This is a genomic window from Rheinheimera aquimaris (genome assembly GCF_020531985.1).
GTDB lineage: Bacteria > Pseudomonadota > Gammaproteobacteria > Enterobacterales > Alteromonadaceae > Alishewanella > Alishewanella aquimaris.
This window is the reverse complement of record NZ_JAJAVQ010000001.1, coordinates 536,045-556,665: the sequence shown is the minus strand read 5'-3', so window position 1 is coordinate 556,665 and position 20,621 is coordinate 536,045. Positions and strand designations below refer to the sequence as shown.

General features: G+C 49.1%; 14 protein-coding genes. 8 read left to right on the top strand and 6 right to left on the bottom strand.

What is annotated here, in order from left to right; translation table 11 throughout:
• Nucleotides 1-186 precede the first annotated feature (186 nt).
• Complete coding sequence (locus LHL18_RS02485) at nt 187-1,773, top strand: S8 family serine peptidase (RefSeq protein ID WP_226765626.1); 1,587 nt, start codon at nt 187-189, stop codon at nt 1,771-1,773.
• 31 nt (nt 1,774-1,804) lie between these two features.
• Here LHL18_RS02485 and trhA read toward each other — a convergent pair whose 3' ends face one another.
• Complete coding sequence (gene trhA / locus LHL18_RS02480) at nt 1,805-2,443, bottom strand: PAQR family membrane homeostasis protein TrhA (protein WP_226765625.1); 639 nt, start codon at nt 2,441-2,443, stop codon at nt 1,805-1,807.
• Nucleotides 2,444-2,553: 110 nt separating this feature from the next.
• Here trhA and LHL18_RS02475 point away from each other — a divergent pair, with 110 nt between their 5' ends.
• Entirely contained in the window at nt 2,554-3,813 is a 1,260-nt protein-coding gene (locus tag LHL18_RS02475) for a glycosyltransferase (protein WP_226765624.1), read from the top strand.
• 7 nt (nt 3,814-3,820) lie between these two features.
• Here the strand turns inward: LHL18_RS02475 and LHL18_RS02470 are convergent, their stop codons facing one another.
• A complete protein-coding gene (locus LHL18_RS02470; protein WP_226765623.1) occupies nt 3,821-4,177 on the bottom strand; it encodes a hypothetical protein in 357 nt (118 codons plus the stop codon).
• Between the two features lie 137 nt (nt 4,178-4,314).
• Here LHL18_RS02470 and LHL18_RS02465 point away from each other — a divergent pair, with 137 nt between their 5' ends.
• Both LHL18_RS02465 and LHL18_RS02460 read left to right on the top strand, forming a co-directional pair.
• Entirely contained in the window at nt 4,315-5,073 is a 759-nt protein-coding gene (locus tag LHL18_RS02465) for a Nif3-like dinuclear metal center hexameric protein (protein WP_264190050.1), read from the top strand.
• Nucleotides 5,070-5,840, top strand: coding sequence for a methyltransferase domain-containing protein (locus LHL18_RS02460; protein ID WP_226765622.1), 771 nt, complete (start codon nt 5,070-5,072; stop codon nt 5,838-5,840). The genes LHL18_RS02465 and LHL18_RS02460 overlap by 4 nt, the downstream gene beginning before the upstream one ends.
• On the opposite strand, the gene tamB is transcribed toward LHL18_RS02460, so the two are convergent.
• Nucleotides 5,837-9,607, bottom strand: a complete 3,771-nt coding sequence (gene tamB / locus LHL18_RS02455; protein WP_226765621.1) for an autotransporter assembly complex protein TamB — start codon at nt 9,605-9,607, stop codon at nt 5,837-5,839. The genes LHL18_RS02460 and tamB overlap by 4 nt on opposite strands.
• Nucleotides 9,604-11,334, bottom strand: a complete 1,731-nt coding sequence (gene tamA, locus LHL18_RS02450; RefSeq protein WP_134054335.1) for an autotransporter assembly complex protein TamA — start codon at nt 11,332-11,334, stop codon at nt 9,604-9,606. The genes tamB and tamA overlap by 4 nt, the downstream gene beginning before the upstream one ends.
• A 212-nt stretch (nt 11,335-11,546) precedes the next feature.
• Here tamA and LHL18_RS02445 point away from each other — a divergent pair, with 212 nt between their 5' ends.
• On the top strand, nt 11,547-12,662 hold the full coding sequence (locus LHL18_RS02445) for a beta-ketoacyl-ACP synthase III (RefSeq protein WP_134054337.1): 1,116 nt from the start codon (nt 11,547-11,549) through the stop codon (nt 12,660-12,662).
• 50 nt (nt 12,663-12,712) lie between these two features.
• Here the strand turns inward: LHL18_RS02445 and LHL18_RS02440 are convergent, their stop codons facing one another.
• Entirely contained in the window at nt 12,713-13,021 is a 309-nt protein-coding gene (locus tag LHL18_RS02440) for an isoamylase early set domain-containing protein (RefSeq protein WP_134054339.1), read from the bottom strand.
• 464 nt (nt 13,022-13,485) lie between these two features.
• Here LHL18_RS02440 and LHL18_RS02435 point away from each other — a divergent pair, with 464 nt between their 5' ends.
• Both LHL18_RS02435 and LHL18_RS02430 read left to right on the top strand, forming a co-directional pair.
• Nucleotides 13,486-14,709, top strand: coding sequence for an efflux RND transporter periplasmic adaptor subunit (locus tag LHL18_RS02435; RefSeq protein WP_226765620.1), 1,224 nt, complete (start codon nt 13,486-13,488; stop codon nt 14,707-14,709).
• 4 nt (nt 14,710-14,713) lie between these two features.
• On the top strand, nt 14,714-17,887 hold the full coding sequence (locus LHL18_RS02430; RefSeq protein ID WP_226765619.1) for an efflux RND transporter permease subunit: 3,174 nt from the start codon (nt 14,714-14,716) through the stop codon (nt 17,885-17,887).
• A gap of 56 nt (nt 17,888-17,943) precedes the next feature.
• Here LHL18_RS02430 and asnB read toward each other — a convergent pair whose 3' ends face one another.
• The gene (gene asnB / locus LHL18_RS02425; RefSeq protein WP_226765618.1) at nt 17,944-19,608 is read right to left on the bottom strand and encodes an asparagine synthase B; all 1,665 of its coding nucleotides are present in this window, start codon (nt 19,606-19,608) and stop codon (nt 17,944-17,946) included.
• Nucleotides 19,609-19,790: 182 nt separating this feature from the next.
• Here asnB and LHL18_RS02420 point away from each other — a divergent pair, with 182 nt between their 5' ends.
• A complete protein-coding gene (locus LHL18_RS02420; protein ID WP_226765617.1) occupies nt 19,791-20,609 on the top strand; it encodes a DUF3025 domain-containing protein in 819 nt (272 codons plus the stop codon).
• Nucleotides 20,610-20,621 lie beyond the last annotated feature (12 nt).

The following is a 20,621-nucleotide window of genomic DNA, read 5'->3' as shown; positions in this document are numbered from 1 at the left end:
CCTTGTACCTGAAAAACCTATTTTGTTTCTGATAGTTATATTTAATTATCAGCTTTTGACAATCTCATACATTTGTAACGCATTTATAATATATTTGTAATGGATGTATGCTCTGCGGTTGGTTATTTTTTCGGCGCCAGGATGCGTCATGTACAACAGGGACCTAAATAATTAACCAAGGGTACTATGATGAAAAAAATCACTACTACAAAGATGCTGACAGCTCTGTCTGTGGGTTGTTTTACGTTAAGCCTTACTTCAGTTGCTGTAGCGGCAGGAATACAAAAAGCAGAACCCGCGCAGAGTTTATCTGCGTTGTCTGACGATACAACCAACCGTTACATCATTAAATATAAAGATCAGGTTGCCTTGTCTGCAGACAGTAATAGCGCTGTTGTCGCTGCTTTTTCAGTTGCCCGGGCGCAGCAAGCATTACAAAAAGCCAATGTTACCGCTTTGTCTCATCTGGACTTTATCAACGCCAGTGTGGCGGAGTTAACACCTAAACAGCGCAAAGCGCTGGAAAGCGACCCTACGGTTGCTTATGTAGAAGAAGATTCTAAACGTTATATCATGGATGTTATTACGCCAATGGCTCAGACAACACCTTATGGTATTAGCATGGTTCAGGCTGATCAGGTTAGTGACAGCAGTGCGGGCAACACAAAAGTGTGTGTAATTGATACCGGTTTTGATGCCGATCATGAGGATTTACAAGGCTCAGGTGTCACCGGCTACGCATTCTCCGGCCATGGAACCTGGTATACAGATGGTAATGGTCATGGTACTCATGTTGCCGGTACTATGGTGGCGTTAAACAATAATACCGGTGTGGTCGGTGTTATCGGTTCAGGCCAGGCAGGCGTGCATATTGTTAAAATCTTCAACAACTCAGGTAACTGGACCACTGCATCTAATTTAATTACGGCAATTCAGTCATGTAAAGATGCCGGTGCTAAAGTCGTTAATATGAGTCTCGGTGGTGGGTCGTCTAACCAGACAGAAAACAATGCGATGACTAACTTTTATAATGGTGGCATGCTGTTGGTTGCGGCCGCGGGTAATGACGGCAACACTAGCTTCTCCTATCCAGCGTCATATAATTCGGTGGTTTCCGTTGCAGCAGTGAATTCAAGCGGCTCTTTAGCCAGCTTTTCGCAGCGTAACTCACAGGTTGAAATTGCAGGACCGGGTGTCAGTGTCAACTCTACCTGGAATAACGGTGGCTATAACAGTATCAGTGGTACCTCGATGGCATCACCTCATGTCGCGGGCGTTGCAGCTTTGGTATGGAGTAATCACCCACAGTGTACAGCTGCCCAAATCCGCAGTGCATTAAATGCAACGGCAGAAGATCGTGGTTCTGCAGGCCGTGATACGTCATATGGCTGGGGTATTGTTAAAGCTAAAGCGGCTCATGATTATTTAACCAACAATGGTTGCGATGGCTCTGGCGGGGACGGTGGTACTCCCCCAGACGGTGGTGCATCTTTCCCTAATCTGTCAGCAAGCACTGGCCAGTGGTTAAGAGGCAGCTATCAGATCCCATCAGGTGTATCGTCAGTAACATTCCAGATCTCAGGCGGCTCCGGTGACGCAGATTTATATGTCCGCTATGGCAGTCAGCCAAGTACCACTGCTTATGATTGCCGGCCATACCTGGAAGGTAATAACGAGGTGTGTACTATTAATAATCCGCAATCGGGAACCTGGCATGTTGGTATCCGTGCATATTCCGCGTTCAGCGGTGTAACGTTCAGTTATCAGTACTAACTGAGAAGGCCGGCATTGTCCGGCCTTTTTATTAACTGAGCACGTAAAAATACACAGAAAGAAAATGGCATATACTGCCTGCCAGTACAAACAGATGCCAGATAGCATGATGCAGGAATAATCGTTTCCAGATATAAAAAATCACGCCGAAAGAGTAGCTTAACCCGCCTGCGAGTAACAATAATAAGCCACCGGTTGCCACGTTATTTAACATAGGTTGAATAGCGACTATCACCAGCCAGCCCATGCCCAGATATAACGCCAGCGATAACTTTTTATGTTTCAGGTTCGTCGCCAGTTCGATAAATACCCCTGTCAGAGCAATAGTCCAAATCAGAATAAATAATGGTAAACCCCAGCTATCACGTAAGTTAATCAAGGTAAAAGGGGTATAAGTACCTGCTATAAGAATGAAGATCGCCGCGTGATCTAACTGTCGCAGTTTATGTTTGACGCCAAGATGCGAAACCGCATGATAAAGAGTCGAGCTGCTATAGAGCAGGATCAGGCTACAGCCGTAAACAAGACTACTGATGAAATACCTGCTGTCATCACTGGGCAGCGCCAGCTGTAACATCAGGATAAGGCCGACAACACTCAGAATGGCACCGATACCGTGACTTAAAGCATGACAAAGTTCTTCGAGCGGTGAGTAAGGTGTCGCAGTCATTATCGTTCCGTCAGAGTCTGTGTAGCGGTTATCTTAGCATGGCAGGCTGAATTACCAAGCTGTCACTACAGGCAATTAGTGGTTAGAATGCACTTTTTTCCGGAGTTGATATGTCGTCATCCAAACAACCGCTGCTTATCATTGTCGGTTATGTGTGGCCTGAGCCAAACTCATCTGCCGCCGGTTATCGTATGTTGAGTTTAATTCAGCTTTTTATTGCAAAGGGCTGGCAGGTGATCTTTGCCAGCGCGGCAGAGCTTAGTCCGCACCGTTTTATGCTAAGTACCATAGGGGTGGGCGAACACCTTATCAGTCTGAATGACAGTAGCTTTGACCAGTGGATTTCAGAGCAGGCCCCTGACGCAGTTATATTTGATCGCTTTATGTTGGAAGAGCAGTTTGGTTGGCGGGTAGAGCAGGCATGCCCTGCAGCCTTACGTATTTTGGACATGGAGGATTGCCATGCGCTGCGTGAGGCACGTCAAAGCAGTTTTCAGCGCGGTGTTGCTGTCGATGCTCAGGCCTTAAATTCAGCGCTGGCCGTGCGGGAAGTCGCCGCGATTTACCGCTGCGATCTTACTTTTGTTATCTCTGAATATGAAATGCAGCTGTTGCAACAGCATTATGCCGTACCGGCCATGTTGCTCTGCTACTGCCCGTTTTTATTGTCAGACACCCAGCCTGGCACTTCGCCGGATTTTAATCAGCGTCAGCATTTTATTACCATTGGCAACTTTCGCCATGCGCCAAACTGGCATGCAGTATTGTGGCTGCAACAGGATATCTGGCCAAAGATCCGGCACAAACTACCGGATGCTGAGCTGCATATTTATGGTGCTTATCCGCCGCCCAAAGCAACAGCATTGCACAATACCCGGCAAGGATTTTTGATTAAAGGCTGGGCGGCAGATGTTGCTGATGTGATGCAACAGGCCAGAGTGTGTTTGGCACCATTGGCTTTTGGTGCCGGCTTGAAAGGCAAGCTTTTGGATGCCATGCGCTTTGGCACGCCCAGTGTGACTACTGATATTGGTGCAGAAGGGATGGCGACACAGAATGGTTGGCCGGGAATGATAGCCAACAACAGTGAAGCCATCGCAGAGGCAGCGGTAGCGCTATACCAACAGCCTGAATGCTGGCAGCTGGCGCAACAGCTTGGTTATACTACGCTTGATGCCAGGTTTAGTCTGACAACGCATGAAACGAGAATATGGCAACAGCTGAGCAGTATTAAGCAGGGGTTAGCTGAGCACCGGCAGCATAACTTCACCGGCTTGATGTTAAAACATCATGCTTTTCGCAGTACCAAGTTTATGGGGCAGTGGATTGAGGCAAAAACGCGTCTGGCTGCGTTAACACAGCCAGACTGACGTTTTATCAGCGAGTGCCTCTTGGTGGGCGCTGGCCTGCACCGATACGCTGGTTCCAAAGGGCTGCAGCTGACTGACCACTGCCAGATGCGGCTTTTTTGGTCTTCTTAGCCGGTTTGGCAGCTGGCTTTTCTGCCGTTTTGGCTGGTGCTTTAGGGGCGGCAGCTTTCTTCTCAGCAGCAGGTTTAGCTTTGTCGGTACTGTAACTGGCGCCCAGTTCTGCTAATTCCGCCAGGCGGATATTTTTACCGCCGTCTACGCTGAACCAGCCTGGTTTTTGCTCCAGTTGCGGTGCCTTGCCAAAAGCGGCTTTGTAGGCTGCTGTAAAATCGGCAACAACCTGATCTTTATCCAATTTAGTCATACGGATCCTTAACAGACATTATTTGTGCATGTAGCTCGCTATTTATACAACATTTTGCCGTGATTAGACAAATATGCTTGTTTTTTTGTCTGTTGCAGTACAATAACCGGCAATAACGCTAACAGGAATACAGAAGAATGATCGAACGCTCGCAGTTAGTCAGTTTTCTCAATGCAGAGCTCCAGAGTGATAAAATTCGTGACTATTGCCCGAACGGGTTGCAGGTCGAAGGAACAAACACTGTCCATAAAATCGTTACCGGGGTAACAGCCAGCCAGGCTTTGCTCGATGCCGCTGTTGCAGCAGGCGCCGACACAGTGTTAGTGCATCATGGTTATTTCTGGAAAAACGAACCAGCATCGATAACCGGGATTAAAAAAGCACGGCTACAAACTTTGCTACGCAACGATATCAACCTGCTGGCGTACCATTTACCCTTGGATGTACACCCCAGACTAGGCAATAACGCCCGCCTTGGCGCTTTGCTGGGTGCTGAGAATATCTCTGCCGTACCCTCGGCCGAACCGCTGGGGATACTGATGCAGGGGCAGTTTAAACAGCCTATTTCACTTGACGATATTGCCGTTAAATTAAAACAGACGCTGGGTCGTGATGTGCTGGTGCATGATGCAGCAGTCGGCGATGTTACTACTGTGGCCTGGTGTACCGGCGGCGGTCAGGGGTACATTGAGCAGGCAGCTGAAGCCGGCGCTCAGCTGTTTATCAGTGGTGAGGTGTCAGAGCAAACTATCCATTTGTCGCGCGAGCTTGGTATTCATTTTATCGCAGCCGGCCATCACGCGACGGAGCGCTATGGCGTGAAAGCGCTGGGCGAGTATATCGCCAGCAACTTTGATGTAGATGTCCAATTTATAGATATTGATAACCCGGCATGAAAACAAAATCAGATCGCAGTTTCGACGGCATAGCGGCAAAGTTTCAGCACAATATTTATAACAGTACCAAAGGTAAAGTGAGGCAAGCCGTACTGCTGCGTGATTTGGCTGAATTAGATATTTTACGCCAACCAACACAGATACTGGATGTCGGCGCGGGGCAGGGGCAGCTGTCGCTGGCACTGGCTGCACAGGGCCACAGTGTGCATCTGACTGATATTTCCGCCGATATGTTGCAGATAGCCCAGCAGCAAGCACAGCAGCAACAGTTGGCTAATGTTAGTTTTGAGCAGATTGGCCTGGCTGAGCTTTCCAGCTCACACCAAAAGCGTTATCCACTGATACTGTGCCATGCCATGTTGGAGTGGCTGGCAGAGCCAGAGCAGGCCATTTTGCAACTAAAACGGTTGCTGGCACCTGGTGGGATATTATCACTGATGTTCTATAACAAAGACGCCAAACGCTTTGGTAATATTTTGTTTGGTAACTTTGATTATGTCGCAGCCGATTTCCAGGTTAAAAAGAAAGTCAGTCTGAATCCGCAACAGCCACTCGTTCCGACGGATGTCGAAAAGTGGTGTAAACAGGCCAGTTTTAGACTGTTGCAAAAAACCGGCGTTCGTTGTTTTCATGATTATCTGCGCGACAGAGCGTTGCAACAAAGCCATTTTGACCAGTTACTGGCGCTTGAGCTGCAATATAACCGCATGGAGCCTTATGCATCGCTAGGACGGTATCAGCACTTATTACTTATGGTTGATGCTTAATCAAACTCAAATTTGTAAAGCAGGTCTACCGCGTTATCCAATCCGGAAACGGCTTCCAGATACAAACGGCGCATCAGGCGGTAACGCAGCGTAAATTCGCCAACCGCATTGAAAATTCCGTAGCCGTATTTTAGCTGCAGATCACGTGACAGGTAGCCACTGACTGTCACCTGAGAGTTATCACCGCTGCCGGCGGTATCCAGTGTCAGGTCTTGTAAACCAAAGGCTTCGCCGATTTCACCAACAGCCTTACTGCTGGAAGCCAATGTCATGCCAAGTAAGCTGGTGGTTACCGCATTACCGGTGTTGCCACTGCCGCTGTCTAAATCGCGTCCCATAATCAGATAAGACAAGGCATTGGCCTGTGCTTTTGCCGGTTCAGAGAAAATACTGACTTGTGGCTCATCTGCCGGGCCGGTTACCCGGATCCCGGCAATAACATCATCTTCCATATTGTCCGGATTGCGTATCGCTTCGATATTCAAAAATGGCTGATCGGCAGGGCCATTGAAGTTCATTTTGCCTTTACGGATCAGTAAGTCCTGGCCATAGGCGCGGAAAGTCCCATCCCGCAGACTGACATCGCCATTCAACAGCAGCGGACGACCCGGTTGCTGACGTACCCGCAGTTTACCATTCAGCAGCGTTTTCAGGCCGAAGGCTGATAACCGCACCCGGTTACCCAATAGAACATTGATATCTGTTTCAAAAATAAATACTGATTTTTCCTGTTGCGGAATAGGTTGTAGTTTCTCGTCCAGTAATATCAAATCGTTAGATAGCTCGATCGCATTTTGCGGCAGGCTGTCGATATTGATATTGGCCTGTGGGATCGTGACAGTGCCACTTAAGCGGGTAAGTGCCGGCGTGGCTTTAAGGACCAGATCCGGAGCAACCAGCAAGCGTGCTTGCGGTACCTGCAGCCGCAGCTCATCGCCGGTAATATTAACCTGGGCCTGCCAGTCAGAAAGTTGTTGCCAGCTGGCATCCCCGGACAGTTTTATCTCACCCCGGGTTGTGGTGACCAGCCCTTGTAAACTGGCTTGCTGACCAGACAAGCTCAGCTTAATATCTGCGTCGTCTATATCAACCGGTGCTTGCTTACCTTTTACTCTGATATTGCTGATATCAATCTGGCCATTCAGCAATGGCTGATCAAGACTGCCGGCGAGATCCAGCTCGCTTGACAGTTCTCCCTGCAACTCACTGAACTCACCCAGTAAAGGCTGCAGTAAGCTCAGAGCAAAGCGGGTCAATTTGATATTACCCTCAAGTAACCTGTTATCACTTTGCAGCTGACGGATATTGGCAGTCGCATCTAAGCGGGTTTCATCAGTCAGTGCTAAGGTCAAATTGCTTTGCAATGTGTCGTCAGCAAGAGTGCTGTTGAGGTTAAGTTGCTGCCAGGTCACAGCGAGCGGCAGTTCAGTTTGTTGTGTAAGCTCACCGTTATCGCTGCTAATACTTAGCTTCGCCTGAGGTAGTTGTCCTTTCTGCCAGTCAGCGTTTAACTGGGCGTTAGCCATGCCTGATAGGACAAGTTGATTTGGCATCAACGGTGTAAGGGCTGCCAAATCAAACTGCTCAATTTGCAGGGCGGCACTAAGCTTGTTATTGCTCAGCTGTAGTGGTTTGTTAAAGCAAATACTACTGGCCTGTTGTTGCCAGCAGTGTGCTGCCATGTCAAATTGTTTGGCAGCGGGTTTAAACTGCATATTAACACTCTGGCGCAATTGCCAGCTGCCGAGCACACTGCTTAGCTGTGCTTTTTGTATCTCTCCTTGCCACAGTTGTCGCTGCTGCGACAGAGCTCCACTCAGTTGCAGCTCAGCCTGATGTTGCTTACTGTCGAGGCTTAGCCGCAGTTGGTGCTGTTGTTCATTACCGTCAAGATTAATCTGCACTTTTTGCAGCTGCTGCTTCTGGTAAATAATGTTGCTGGCTTCAATTCCGACACTGGCATTGAGTACCTGTTTGCTATCCAGCCAAGCCGCAGTTTTGGCTGTTAGCTGTTCAAGTCGCAGGTCCTGCCAGCGAATCTTCGTCGCGCTGATATCGCCTTTCAGTTCAGGTTGCTGTTGTGAGCCGGTAATACGAAATTCACCTTTCATGCTGCCTTTAGCGCCCGGCACCGATTGTGCCAGTGCAGGAATGTCTGCCGCTAATGTCAGGTTCCAGTCTTGCTGCAGCGAACCTTTCACTGACACCGAATTATCCGCATGTTTGATGCTCAGGTTTTCTGTGCTGATCCGGTAATCACCATCACCGGTCTTGTCCGCAAGGGTTAGCGCGCCATTAATATCCAGCGCGTAGTCACGTAAGCTTCCCTGTAGCGCTATGTCAGTTATATCAACCAGCCAGCCTTGCTCTGCGCTCATCTGCCCTTGGTGTTGCAGCACACCGTTTAGTTTGCCGCTGTATTCAGGCCAGAAAGTACCAGGCTGAATATCACGCAGCTTTATCTGTCCGCTCCAGTTAAATGTATCTTGCCAGTCCAGCGCGGCATGAAGAGCCAGCTGACCACCCAGCGTATCCAATAGCAAGCGTTCCAGTACTGCACCGCTCAGACCAACAGTGCCACTGAACTCTGCGGCGGTATCAGGCATATCGGTGGCTTTGATACTGGTATGGCCGTTGAAATGGCTGCGCGCCAGATCGCCTTCGAGTACCAAATTAGTGCGGGACAGCCGCAGTCGCGGCTGCTCTGTTGTCGCTGGCCACTGCAGCTGTTCGCTTTGTAGTTGCAACCGGTGTGGCAGAGCAGGCTGTAACAGATTTGCGGCCGCGTTAAGTGATGCGTTTACCTGGCCTGATGCATCGGCCTGTAACTGTATAGCCGACAAATCGCCTGACACGTTTAGCTGCAGGTGTTGTCCGCTAAACTCGCCATCTGTCAGTTGTATCTGCAATTCGGCCTGCAGCGGATATGCATGCCCGGTGGTGAGCTGAGCACTGCCTTGCACGCTAAGCTGTGAATGGTTGGCTTCAAGTTGAAGTATTTCAAGTTGCTGCTTTTGCCACTGCAGTGAGAAATGCAATGCATTTAACTGCTGTTCGGTGTCTTGTTGCTTCAGCGTAAAATCAGTCAGTGTAAAACGGTCAACAAACAGGCTAAGGGGGAAACTGAAATCGGTAAGCTCAGGGGGCTGATAGCTAAAGGCCGCCCCGGCTACAGGTGCAGCAGCCTCGTTGTTATCTGGCATCAGCAGGGTAACCTGCTGCCAGGTTGGCTCGTTCAGCTGTACTTTACTGCCCCAGGCTTCAACACCGGTGCTAAAACTTTCCCACTCCAGCTTTGTACCGGCGACACTCACGGTGGCATCGTTAATTGCCAACTGGCTGACCGTTAGGGGAAATGGCAGCCAGATTGGCGCCGCACTGGTATTATTTGTGTCACCGCTGGCCGCATCCGATTGAGACAGTTCAAGCGTTACGCCCTGTAACAATAGCTTGTCGGCACAGACACTCAGGTTAAAAAAACAATTATTATTGACTTGCAGCTCTGCCTGCTTAACGCTGAGCTGCACATTTCCCTGTTGATAACTAATACCGTGCAGAGAGTTTCCGCCCAGCACACTACCTTGGCTATGTGTTATCTGTAAGCCAGGTAACGATTTCTGTGCCAGCCACAGCGACAAATGCAGCCCCGGCGCTGTGTACAGTAACATCACTATTGCCAGTATCAGGCAAACTGACGGCAATAGTATTGTCAGGTTCAACCATTTCAGGCTGTGTTTTGCGATACGTTTGCTGCGGTGCCAGCTCATAGTTCAGGCCCCAATGAAAAATGCAACTGGAAGCCACTGCCGCCGCCGGGTTGATCCAAACCAAAGGCAAAGTCTAGCCGCACCGGGCCTACCGGTGATGCCCAGCGCACCCCCACGCCAACGCCCTGTACCCAGTCGGGTGTATCGTCCCAGGCGCTGCCGTAGTCAGTAAAGGTTGCCAGCCACCAGTTGCCACTGACACGATATTGGTATTCAAGGCTGCCGGTTAGCATATAGCGCCCGCCGGTGAGTTCTCCGTCATCGTTACGGGGGCCAACGGTTTCATAACTGTAACCACGGATACTATTGTCACCTCCGGCAAAAAACCGCAAAGAAGGCGGCAAGCTACGTAATGTTTCCATCAAAATGGCGCCGCCGTCTACCCGGGTCACAAAACGGTGATTATCGCCGGCGCTGCCAATCCAGCCAGCTCTGCCGCGCAGTCTGACAAAACTGGCATCAGAGCCCCAGGCTTCATCCGATACTTCAACTCTTAGCGATAGGCGGTTAGCCCAGTAGGGCATGGTGCCGCCTTTTTGTCTGGTACGGTTGTAGCTGACCCCCGGCATAATCAGGCTGATGTTGTCGCGCTGATCTGCCTGCACGAAGTCCTCATACAGCCAGCGCACCGAGACAGTGCGGTACCATTCATCGCTTAACAGCCAGTAACGCTCAAGTAATAAGTTAGATTCACGGCTGGCAGTGTCTTCATTATCGCGGTTACGAAAACCAAGCTGCACCTGATAAAAATCAGTCGCTGCAGTCGTCAGCGGTAACTTGTATGCCGCTTCAACACTTTGCTCAATTTCGGATATTGCCATATCAGAGCGCAAACTGTGGCCTGCTTTATTCAGCCACGGTTTGTGCCAATTCAATTTTAACCGTGGGCCGATATCCGTTGAGTAGCCGATACCGGTCTCAATAATATTGCGTCGTTCAGGCTCAAGGTTTACCTCTATCGGTAAGTGGTACTGGTTGATGTTTTCAACGTCGCCCTCTACCAGTATCGAACTGAACCAGCCACTTGCGGCCAGCGTCTGGTTTAACTCGCCCAGTTTATTCACATGATAGGGATCCTCTGGGGCAAAGGGCAGCATGGAGTAAAGCCGTTCAGTTTCTATCTGATTACCGTGAAAACTGACCTCGCCAAACTTATAACGTGTGCCGCTATCAAAATGCAGATGAACGAACGCCTTATTTAATTCAGCAGCAACTTCAAGACGGCTTTCAGTAAAGCGGGCGTCAAAATAGCCTTTACGCAGAGCAAGGTGACGCAGCGCCTGTTTGAAGCCATCATACTGGCCCTGATGCAGAACTTTTCCGACAGCGGGTGCTTGCTGTTGCCGCAGTGCCAGGAACTCTTCATCATTTGCGGCATCACCCAGCAGCTGAATATCTGCGGTGTCAATTCTGACCGGTTCGCCCGCATTTACATGCAGCGTAATAGTGTGCGGTTGGTCGGCTGAGGCCTCTATCAGAACTTCACTGTGGTAGTAGCCTAGGGCTTCAAGGGCAGTCCTTACTTCACGCTCCAGCTCAGAATGAAAGCTCAGGCCTGGTATGGCGTCATCTTCACGAAACTTTTGCAGGTAAATGTCTACGTTGTCTTTTAAGGCACCTTTAACCCCAGTCACCTGTAACTTTAGCTTTGATTGCGCACAAAGCGTAAAACTGGTTGTTAACATGGCAAACAGTGCCAAGCTGTTGAGCAGCCGGGGGATAGACATGAGTAATGCGGTGTCCTGACAAAACGAAATAAGAAATTAGAAAACGGCTCTATTATGGCTCAGACCACATGCTACTGTACACCGGCCAGCATAAATCGGCCCTGAACAGCAATGCAAATCAAGGCATACGCATTTATATCATGGAGGAAATTCAGTTATACTGGCCACACTAAACAGGTGGTGGCAAAACCATTGCAGGACAAGGCATAGAAATGAAAAATGTTGTGATAAGCGGCTCAGGTCTGTTTACGCCTGAAGAAACAATCAGCAATGAAGAGCTGGTGGCCAGCTATAACCAGTATGTAGACAACTTCAATGCTGAGCATGCCGATGCGATAGCTGCAGGTACTGTGGATAAGCTGGAACATTCAAGCTGTGAGTTTATTGAAAAAGCATCGGGCATAAAATCCAGACATGTGCTGTATAAAAAAGGCATTTTGGACCCGGCCATTATGCGCCCGGTGTTTGAGCGCAGATCAGAAGAGCAGATGCCGGAAATGGTTGAAATGGCGCTCAGTGCCGCCCGCGAAGCAATGACACAGGCCGGTAAAACCGCAGCCGATATAGACTTAATTATTTGCGCGGCGTCGAATATGCAACGGCCTTACCCGGCACTATCTATTGAACTGCAGCAACAATTGGGCGCCCACGGTTATGCTTTTGACATGAACGTTGCCTGCTCATCTGCCACTTTTGCTATCAGCAATGCAGTGAATGCAATCAGAGGTGGTACGGCCCGGGTAGTGTTGGTGGTGAATCCTGAATTTGCGTCGCCGCAAGTGAATTATCGTAGCCGTGATAGCCACTTTATTTTTGGCGACGTATGTACTGCAACTATTATCGAGGCAGAAGATACATGTAGCAGTGACAATGCCTGGCGTATTAACGGTATGCGGTTGAAAACGGAATTCTCTAACAATATCCGCTGCGATGTAGGCTACACCGAGCATTGCCTGACACCAGACCCGTTAGTGCCGTTTTTCAAACAGCAGGGCCGCAAGGTGTTTAAGGAACTGCTGCCGATCGTTGCCGATGTGATTTTAACTGAGATGGCGGTGCAGCAGGTTGCGCCCGAGCAACTGAAGCGGCTGTGGCTGCATCAGGCAAACATCAATATGAATATCTTTGCTGCGAAGAAAATACTTGGCCGCGACCCTTTACCGGAAGAAGCACCGTTGGTGCTGGATTCTTATGCGAATACCGCCTCCGCAGGCTCCGTCATTGCATTTCATAAATATAAGCAAGGGTTGCAATCTGGTGACCATGCAATTTTATGCTCATTCGGAGCCGGTTATTCAGTGGGTTGTTTAGTGCTGCAAAAATGCTAAAGGATGGAATGGAACGAAAAACAGGGCTACTAAGCCCTGTTTTTTTTACGCTATACCCTAATTACTGAATTATGATCATAGGACACTGGCGAGGGTTGATAGCTGTCTGCGGCTTCATCATTTAGCCAGGTACCGCCGTTAACCAGATAGCGAAACTGGTATTCTTTGTCTTTTTCCAGATTCAATGTGGCAGTAAAGTCACCACTTTTGCTTTTTTTCATCGGTAACGCCACCGGATCCCAATCATTAAACTCGCCCAGCAGTGCGGCCTGTTCAATACTGTCCAGGCTGTTTGCCGGCAAAGTGAAGGTAACTTTACACAGTGGTTTTGTTTTCAGATATTGTTTACTGATACTCATAGCGGTTCCCTCAATACATTGATTTAAGTCGAATACGTCATTAAATACCTGTCATAAATATAGTGCGGCCTTTATATGATGTAATTATGAACACACCGCTGTCTTCAACACCTTAAGAAATTTTATTTCGCTACGCAAATAACCGTTTTCAAGGTCGATATAACAAAATAGCAACGATTGGCTGTCTGGCTGATAAAGTTTAGTTGTAACAGGATATTACAAATATTAGTTGTTAATACAGGTGCTGAAGACGACTAGTGGTAATCAGCATTGAGCACGAAAGTGTGCTCAAGCAGTTAAATACGCAGTTTATTAGCAAGGCCTGATGTTGCCTTTTTCGCTATCCAATAACGCTATTATTGTCTGCCACACCTACACTGATACAAAGCGTAACATTCACAGCGTTACAATCTCGGCGTGGCGTTTTAGTATAGCGTCAGTAAAACAGCATTGTGGAAATCAACATGGCAGCAAAAATTATAAAAGTTTTGATTCCGGTCGGTGTTATTGCCGTGGCCGTCGTTCTGGCGGGTGGGTTAATGAGTATGCGCAAGCCACCTGAGAAAAAGGATGAACAACGTCCTGCTGTGCTCATTACGGCTCAGCCGGTGCAGGCAGAGGATCTGGTTTATCGTATCCGCTCTCAGGGCACCGTTAAACCTAAGTTGGAGACGAATTTAAGCTCTGAAGTTAATGGCCGTATTGTCGAAGTGGCGGATAATTTTATTGAAGGCGGTTTTTTCAATAAAGGTGATCTGTTGGTTCGGGTAGAGCAGGCTGATTATCAAACTAACGTAAAAGCGGCTGAGGCCAGTCTGGCAAATGCGCAGTCAGCATTGGAAGAAGAAAAAGCCCGTGGCCGTGTCGCAGAAGAAGAGTGGCGCTCTTTTACCGATGGTAAAGCGCCGGAGCTTGGTTTGCGCCGTCCTCAGCTAGCAGGTGCGCTGGCGAATGTGCGTTCAGCTGAGGCTGAGCTGGAACGGGCACAAAGAGACCTGAAAAGGACTGAAATTCGGGCGCCTTTTGCCGGTATGGTAAAAAGCCGTTCAGTTAATCTGGGGCAGTTTATCAGCCGTGGTAACCAAATTGGCACGATCTATGGAACCGATATCGCTGAGGTCAGGCTGCCAATTACAGACAACGATTCCGCTTTTGTTCAGCTGCCTGACTTTACCGATGATGACATCAAACCTGAAGTGGTGCTGACAGCGGTTGTAGGTGGTGAAGTCATGCAATGGCCGGCAAAACTGGTACGTACGGAAGGTGTGCTGGATGAGCGAAGCCGGGTCATTTATGCCGTGGCACAGATTGTTGACCCCTATCAGCGCGACGGTAATAGCGATAAAGCTCCGTTGCGCTTCGGTCGTTTCGTTCAGGCTGAAGTTCTGGGCGATGCAACGTCTCAGGTGGTTGTTGTACCTCGGCATCTATTGCTGGCTCAGCAGCAAATTCTGGTAGTAGATAAAGATAACCAGCTGCAATTTCGTACTGTGCAACTTGAGCGCACAGATGACCGCTTTGCTTATGTCCGCAGCGGTTTTGCTGACGGGGATCGTCTGGCAACATCGGCGATTGCTAACCCATTGGCAGGTACTTTAGTGCGGGTAGCATCAGAGCAAACGGAGCAGGTCGCCGACAAGAGCGGCGCTGATGATAAATCGGCACTGACGTCTCAGGTGCAGGAGTAAGCCAATGGATACCAACAAGGGGTTAATAGCCTGGTTCGCCCGCAACAGTGTTGCGGCCAATCTACTGATGGCAATTATTCTGGTTGCTGGCGTGTTTTCACTGTTTACCATAAAAAAGCAGATTTTTCCTGAAATTGTACTGGAGCAGGTCAATATTCGTGTGCCTTATCTTGGCGCCGCGCCACAAGAAGTCGAAAGTGGCGTTATTGAAAAAATTGAAGAAAGTCTGCGTGGTGTTAACGGCATTAAGCGCATCCGCTCTACAGCCGTAGAGGGGCTGGCTACGGTTCGCGCCGAGATTGCCAACAACTACGACATTCAGGAAGTGATGGATGAAATAAAGACTCAGGTGTCAGCTATTTCATCATTGCCTGAGCAAACTGAAAAGCCGGTAGTGTATCGGGTTCGGTTTCAGGCAGACGTGATGTGGCTGTCTTTATACGGTGATGCGACTGAGCGTACGCTAAAAGAGCTGGCGAAAGACGTGCGTGATGAGCTGAAAAAGTTGCCAGGTATCAGCAAGGTTGATGTTGTCGGTGATCGTGAGTACGAAGTCGCCATAGAGCTGTCTGAGCTGAAACTAAAAGAATACGGCTTAACCTTTGAGCAGGTTGTTAATGCTATTCGTGGTAGTTCGGTCGATTTACCCGGCGGCTCGATAAAATCTGAAAGCGGTAATATTTTACTGCGTACCAAAGGTCAGGCTTATTTCGCGCAGGATTTTGAAGATATCGTATTGCTGAAGTTTGCTGACGGTACCCGCCTGGCACTAAAAGATATCGCAACCATTAATGATGGCTTTATTGAGCGAGAAGACTTATCAACCTTTGATGGCAAAAATTCGGTATCTATCCGTGTTGGCGCGGTGGGCGATGATAATACGCTGAAAATCGCTGAAACGGTTAAAAACTATGTTGAGCGTAAGCAAAGAGAGCTGCCATCGTCCGTATCGATAGCGCACTGGGGCGACTCCAGTTATTACCTGCAAGGCCGGTTAGATCTGATGAGCAATAACCTGGTGATGGGGGCCTTTCTGGTGCTGCTGGCATTGACGTTGTTCCTGGAGTTCCGCATTGCGTTTTGGGTTATGGTGGGGATACCGGTGTGTTTCCTCGGCGCCATGGCAATGTTACCTCTGCCGCTGTTTGATGTTTCTATCAATATGATCAGTTTATTTGGTTTTATTCTGGTGCTGGGCATAGTGGTAGATGATGCGATTATCATAGGTGAAAGCGCCTACAGCGAGATAGAAAAGCGGGGCAAATCTGCTGAAGCGGTCATCGCCGGCGCGAAAAAAGTCGCAATGCCAGCTACGTTCGGCGTTCTGACAACTATTGCGGCCTTTGCGCCAATGCTGATGGTAGGCGGTGCCCAGGCGCCTATTTGGGGCTCTATCGCCTGGGTTGTAGTGTTATGTCTGATCTTCTCGCTGGTGGAATCAAAAATGATTCTGCCGGCACATATCGTCAAAATGGACACCAAGCCATGGGATCCTGATCGCAAAGGTATTTTTTATGGTATTGGCCGGGCTTGCAGTAACGTTTTAAAAGCGGTGCGTCTGAGCGTTGCGTCTGCAATGAACCGCTTTGTTGACAACACTTATCAGCCTTTCGTTGAGCGTTGTATCAAACACCGTTATGTCACTATGGCGGGCTTTTTGGCGATGTTGATCCTGATGTTTGGTGTGTTAGGTGGTGGTTTGGTGCGCTGGGTGTTCTTTCCGAATATTCCAAGCGACTTTATCAATGCCAATCTGACCATGCAGGAAGGCTCATCTAATCAGGCCACGGTTAATGCACTGCGCGAAGCTGAAGCTGCACTGGTGCGTGCCAATGACAAGCTCAATGCTGAATACAATGAAGATATCGTCAAACACCGGCTGATGTTCCTTGAGAGCGATACTGGCGGCCAATTGGTGGTAGAGCTGGAAAAAAGTGAAGGCCGTGAGATCGATGGTTTTGAGATAGCTAACCGCTGGCGTGAAGAAATGCCAGAGATCCCGGGCTTAAAAGCCTTCAAAATTAATGCTTCGACCGGCGGTGGCGGCGGTGCAGACATCGCGCTGCAGCTGCGGGGGACTAACCTTGATAACCTGAAACTGGCAACCGAAGAGCTGAAAAGCCGTCTGGCAGAGTATGCCGGTGTCTACGACATCGAAGACAACCTGCTTGGTGGTAATGATGAGATAGTACTGCAACTTAAGCCAGAAGCCTATATTTTGGGACTGACACTGGCTGATGTTGCGCGCCAGGTACGTTATGGCTTTTATGGTGCAGAAGCGCAGCGGGTGCAGCGTGATGGTGAAGAAGTCAAAGTGATGGTACGTTACCCCAGAGACGAGCGTAGCTCCATAGGCAGTTTGGAGAATATGCGTATCCGCACCGCAGATGGTGGTGAAATTCCGTTTGCTCAGGTCGCTACGTATACGCTGCAGCCAAGCTTCAGTGCTATCAACCGTGTGAATGGTGAGCGGGCAGTGACCATTACTGCTGCGGCTGATAAAGCCACGGTGGAACCTGGCAAGGTTGTTGGGGAGATGAGAAATACGGTGATAAAAGAAATCACCGATAAATACGAAGGCGTAACCGGGGAGCTTGATGGAGCCAGCCAGGATGAAATGGATGCTCAGGTAGACCTGATGAAAGCCGGGGTGTTTGCGCTGTTCTGTATTTATGCGCTGATGGCTGTTCCACTGCGCTCGTACAGCCAGCCACTGATTATCATGAGCGTGATCCCGTTTGGTCTGGTTGGTGCCGTCGTGGGCCATATGGTGCTGGGGCTGAGTATGAGTATTATGTCGATATTTGGCCTGGTCGCACTGGCAGGGGTAGTGGTAAACGATTCACTGGTCATGGTTGATTTTGTTAACCGGGCGCGGGAGGAGGGCTTATCAGTACGTGACGCCGTATCTCAGGCCGGCGCACAGCGCTTCAGGGCTATATTACTGACTTCTCTGACGACCTTCGTAGGGCTTGCACCTATCGTGCTGGAGCGCAGCCTGCAGGCTAAAATTGTCGTGCCGATGGCGGTATCACTGGCATTTGGTATCCTGTTCGCCACTATTATTACGCTGGTACTGATACCTGCGCTGTACGTGATACTGGAAGATGTGAAAAACCTGTTCCGCAGTAAGCAGAACAAACAGGATACCCGGATCGGTAAAGTAGTATCGGAGTAAGACTTTGTTAAAGCAAAAGGCCACGCAAATGCGTGGCCTTTTTTTGTCGGTGTGTTTTAGTAGCCTTGCGTATGCACATCGCGAACGGCACGGCCGGACGGGTCGGTCAGCTGTGCCATTTTGGCATCCCAGGCTAAGGCTTCAGGTGTAGAGCAGGCAACAGATTTGCCACCCGGTACACAGGCGATGGCGCCGGCATGTGGGAAGTGCTCTTCAAAAATAACCCGATAGTAATAGGCTTCTTTGCTATCAGGGGTGTTGACCGGAAAGCGGAAGCTGGCTGTCGCCATTTGTTGATCTGTCACTTCTTTTTCAGCATGGGCTTTTAAGCTGTCAATCCAGCTGTAGCCAACACCGTCTGAGAACTGCTCTTTCTGCCGCCACAAGATCTCATCCGGCAACACGCCATCAAACGCCTGACGCAGAATATGCTTTTCCATTTTCCCGCCACCACACATCTTAGCTTGTGGGTTTAAGCGCATCGCCACATCCATAAACTCTTTATCGAGGAAAGGCACCCGCGCTTCAATACCCCAGGCTGACATCGCTTTGTTGGCACGGTTACAGTCAAACATATGCAGACGGTCAAGTTTGCGCAGCGTTTCTTCATGAAACTCCTTCGCATTTGGCGCTTTGTGGAAATACAGGTAGCCACCGAACAACTCATCAGAGCCTTCACCAGACAGCACCATCTTGATGCCCATGGCTTTAATTTTACGCGCCATCAGGTACATTGGTGTTGAGGCCCTGATAGTCGTGACATCATAGGTTTCCAGAAAATAGATAACATCGCGCAGCGAGTCCAAGCCTTCTTGCACGGTAAAATGCACGGTATGGTGCACGGTGCCAATAGCGTCAGCGACTTTCTGTGCTGCAACCAGATCCGGCGAACCTGCAAGGCCGACAGCGAAAGAGTGCAGACGTGGCCACCAGGCCTCGCTTTGGTCATTATCTTCAACCCGACGTTTGGCAAACTGCTGCGCAATAACCGATGTTAGTGATGAATCCAGACCGCCAGATAACAATACGCCATAAGGCACATCCGACATTAAATGGCTTTTTACGCTATGCTCCAGCGCCGCTTTAAGTTCTGTCAGGCTGGCCGGGTTGTCTTTCACTGCATCGTAGCTCATCCAGTCACGCTTGTAGTACTTTCGCAGCTCACCTATTTTACTGTCAAAGTAGTGTCCCGGCGGGAACTCTTTAATCTGCTTGCACACCGGTACCAGCGCTTTTAACTCTGATGCGACGAACAACTGGCCGTGCTCATCGTAACCGTAATACAGTGGAATAATGCCAATGTGATCGCGGGCGATAAGGTAACGGTTTTGCTCTGCATCGTACAAAATAAAGGCAAACATGCCCTGTAATTTGTCAATAAATTCAGTGCCATGCTCCAGATATAACGGTAATATCACTTCACAGTCTGACTTGGTTTTGAATGGATAAGGTGCCGCCAGCTCTTTTTCGAGCTGTTTATGATTATAGATCTCACCATTCACTGCCAGAATGTGATTTCGATTATCATTAATCAGGGGCTGGGCGCCGTTTTCAGTATCTACAATCGCCAGGCGCTCGTGCACTAAAATGGCATTGTCGTTATTCCATACGCCAGACCAGTCTGGCCCGCGATGACGTAATAACTTGGATAACTGTAGCGCCTGCTGGCGCAAAGCTTTAACATCAGTTTTGATGTCAAGCACCCCGAATATCGAACACATGATAACCTCTATTAATTAATTTCGGATAAACCCTAAGGTTTAAACACATTGTTTGGCAGTATGTACGTCTAAACGCACTACCTGAATGTGCCATGCCACGGCAAAAAAGCAAGCGCTTTTTATCGCTTTTAAAAAGTAATTAACGGTGGCTAATTTCAGCTACGGCAACAGAATTTGATGTTATGCAAAGAATCCCAGGTAAAAACCGTTTCTCAGCACCGGCAGAATGGCAGAGCCATATACTGACTGCTCACCCGATATTCTCAGATCTGTGCCAGCGCTTTGATCCAGGCCGATTCAGCGACTGGCCTTCAGTGTCTGCACTAAATAACTGTCGCAGTGATAAGACATTCAGCTTTGTTGACAATGCAGTGCTGGAGCAGGATGGCAGATACTATGAAGAGTTTATTTATGCCACAGCCCAGATCCCGACGCGCGGTGAAAACTGGCACGATTTATTTGGCGCGATGATTTGGTGTTTATTCCCTCATACCAAAAAGCTACTTAACCGTTTGCACATCGCTGAAATTAATCTGCATGGACAGAAACAGCGCAGTAAGCTGCGCAACAAGCTGACGTTGTTCGATGAGTGCGGCCTAATACTCTGTGTTGAGCCGGCTGCACAACATCATCTGGACTGGCTGCGAGCCCATCAATGGCAGCATAGCTTCGTGCAGCAGCGCGCTGAATGGTGGCAACAACTGAGGCCGGTCATTTTTGGCCATGCTATTTATGAAATGGCCACAGCGCCTTTTATTGGTTTAACGGCAAAAACGCTATTTGTGGAGGTGCCGGTTGGGTTTAGCCAATGGCCTTTAACAGCTGCTTACAGTTTTCTTGACCGTAAACTACATGAACAAATTGCTAACGGCGCAGTACTTCTTGATAATCAACAGCTAACACCTTTGCCTGTGCTGGGTGTACCCGGTTGGCACGACGAAAATAATAACCCCGGGTTTTACGACAACACAGACTATTTCCGACCGCAGCGACAGCGTTAGCGGTACAACAAT

Coding starts and splice junctions, on each gene's coding strand:
- LHL18_RS02485 (WP_226765626.1), top strand. CDS start 187: ATGATGAAAAAAATCACTACTACAAAGATGCTGACAGCTCTGTCTGTG.
- trhA (WP_226765625.1), bottom strand. CDS start 2,443: ATGACTGCGACACCTTACTCACCGCTCGAAGAACTTTGTCATGCTTTA.
- LHL18_RS02475 (WP_226765624.1), top strand. CDS start 2,554: ATGTCGTCATCCAAACAACCGCTGCTTATCATTGTCGGTTATGTGTGG.
- LHL18_RS02470 (WP_226765623.1), bottom strand. CDS start 4,177: ATGACTAAATTGGATAAAGATCAGGTTGTTGCCGATTTTACAGCAGCC.
- LHL18_RS02465 (WP_264190050.1), top strand. CDS start 4,315: ATGATCGAACGCTCGCAGTTAGTCAGTTTTCTCAATGCAGAGCTCCAG.
- LHL18_RS02460 (WP_226765622.1), top strand. CDS start 5,070: ATGAAAACAAAATCAGATCGCAGTTTCGACGGCATAGCGGCAAAGTTT.
- tamB (WP_226765621.1), bottom strand. CDS start 9,607: ATGAGCTGGCACCGCAGCAAACGTATCGCAAAACACAGCCTGAAATGG.
- tamA (WP_134054335.1), bottom strand. CDS start 11,334: ATGTCTATCCCCCGGCTGCTCAACAGCTTGGCACTGTTTGCCATGTTA.
- LHL18_RS02445 (WP_134054337.1), top strand. CDS start 11,547: ATGAAAAATGTTGTGATAAGCGGCTCAGGTCTGTTTACGCCTGAAGAA.
- LHL18_RS02440 (WP_134054339.1), bottom strand. CDS start 13,021: ATGAGTATCAGTAAACAATATCTGAAAACAAAACCACTGTGTAAAGTT.
- LHL18_RS02435 (WP_226765620.1), top strand. CDS start 13,486: ATGGCAGCAAAAATTATAAAAGTTTTGATTCCGGTCGGTGTTATTGCC.
- LHL18_RS02430 (WP_226765619.1), top strand. CDS start 14,714: ATGGATACCAACAAGGGGTTAATAGCCTGGTTCGCCCGCAACAGTGTT.
- asnB (WP_226765618.1), bottom strand. CDS start 19,608: ATGTGTTCGATATTCGGGGTGCTTGACATCAAAACTGATGTTAAAGCT.
- LHL18_RS02420 (WP_226765617.1), top strand. CDS start 19,791: ATGCAAAGAATCCCAGGTAAAAACCGTTTCTCAGCACCGGCAGAATGG.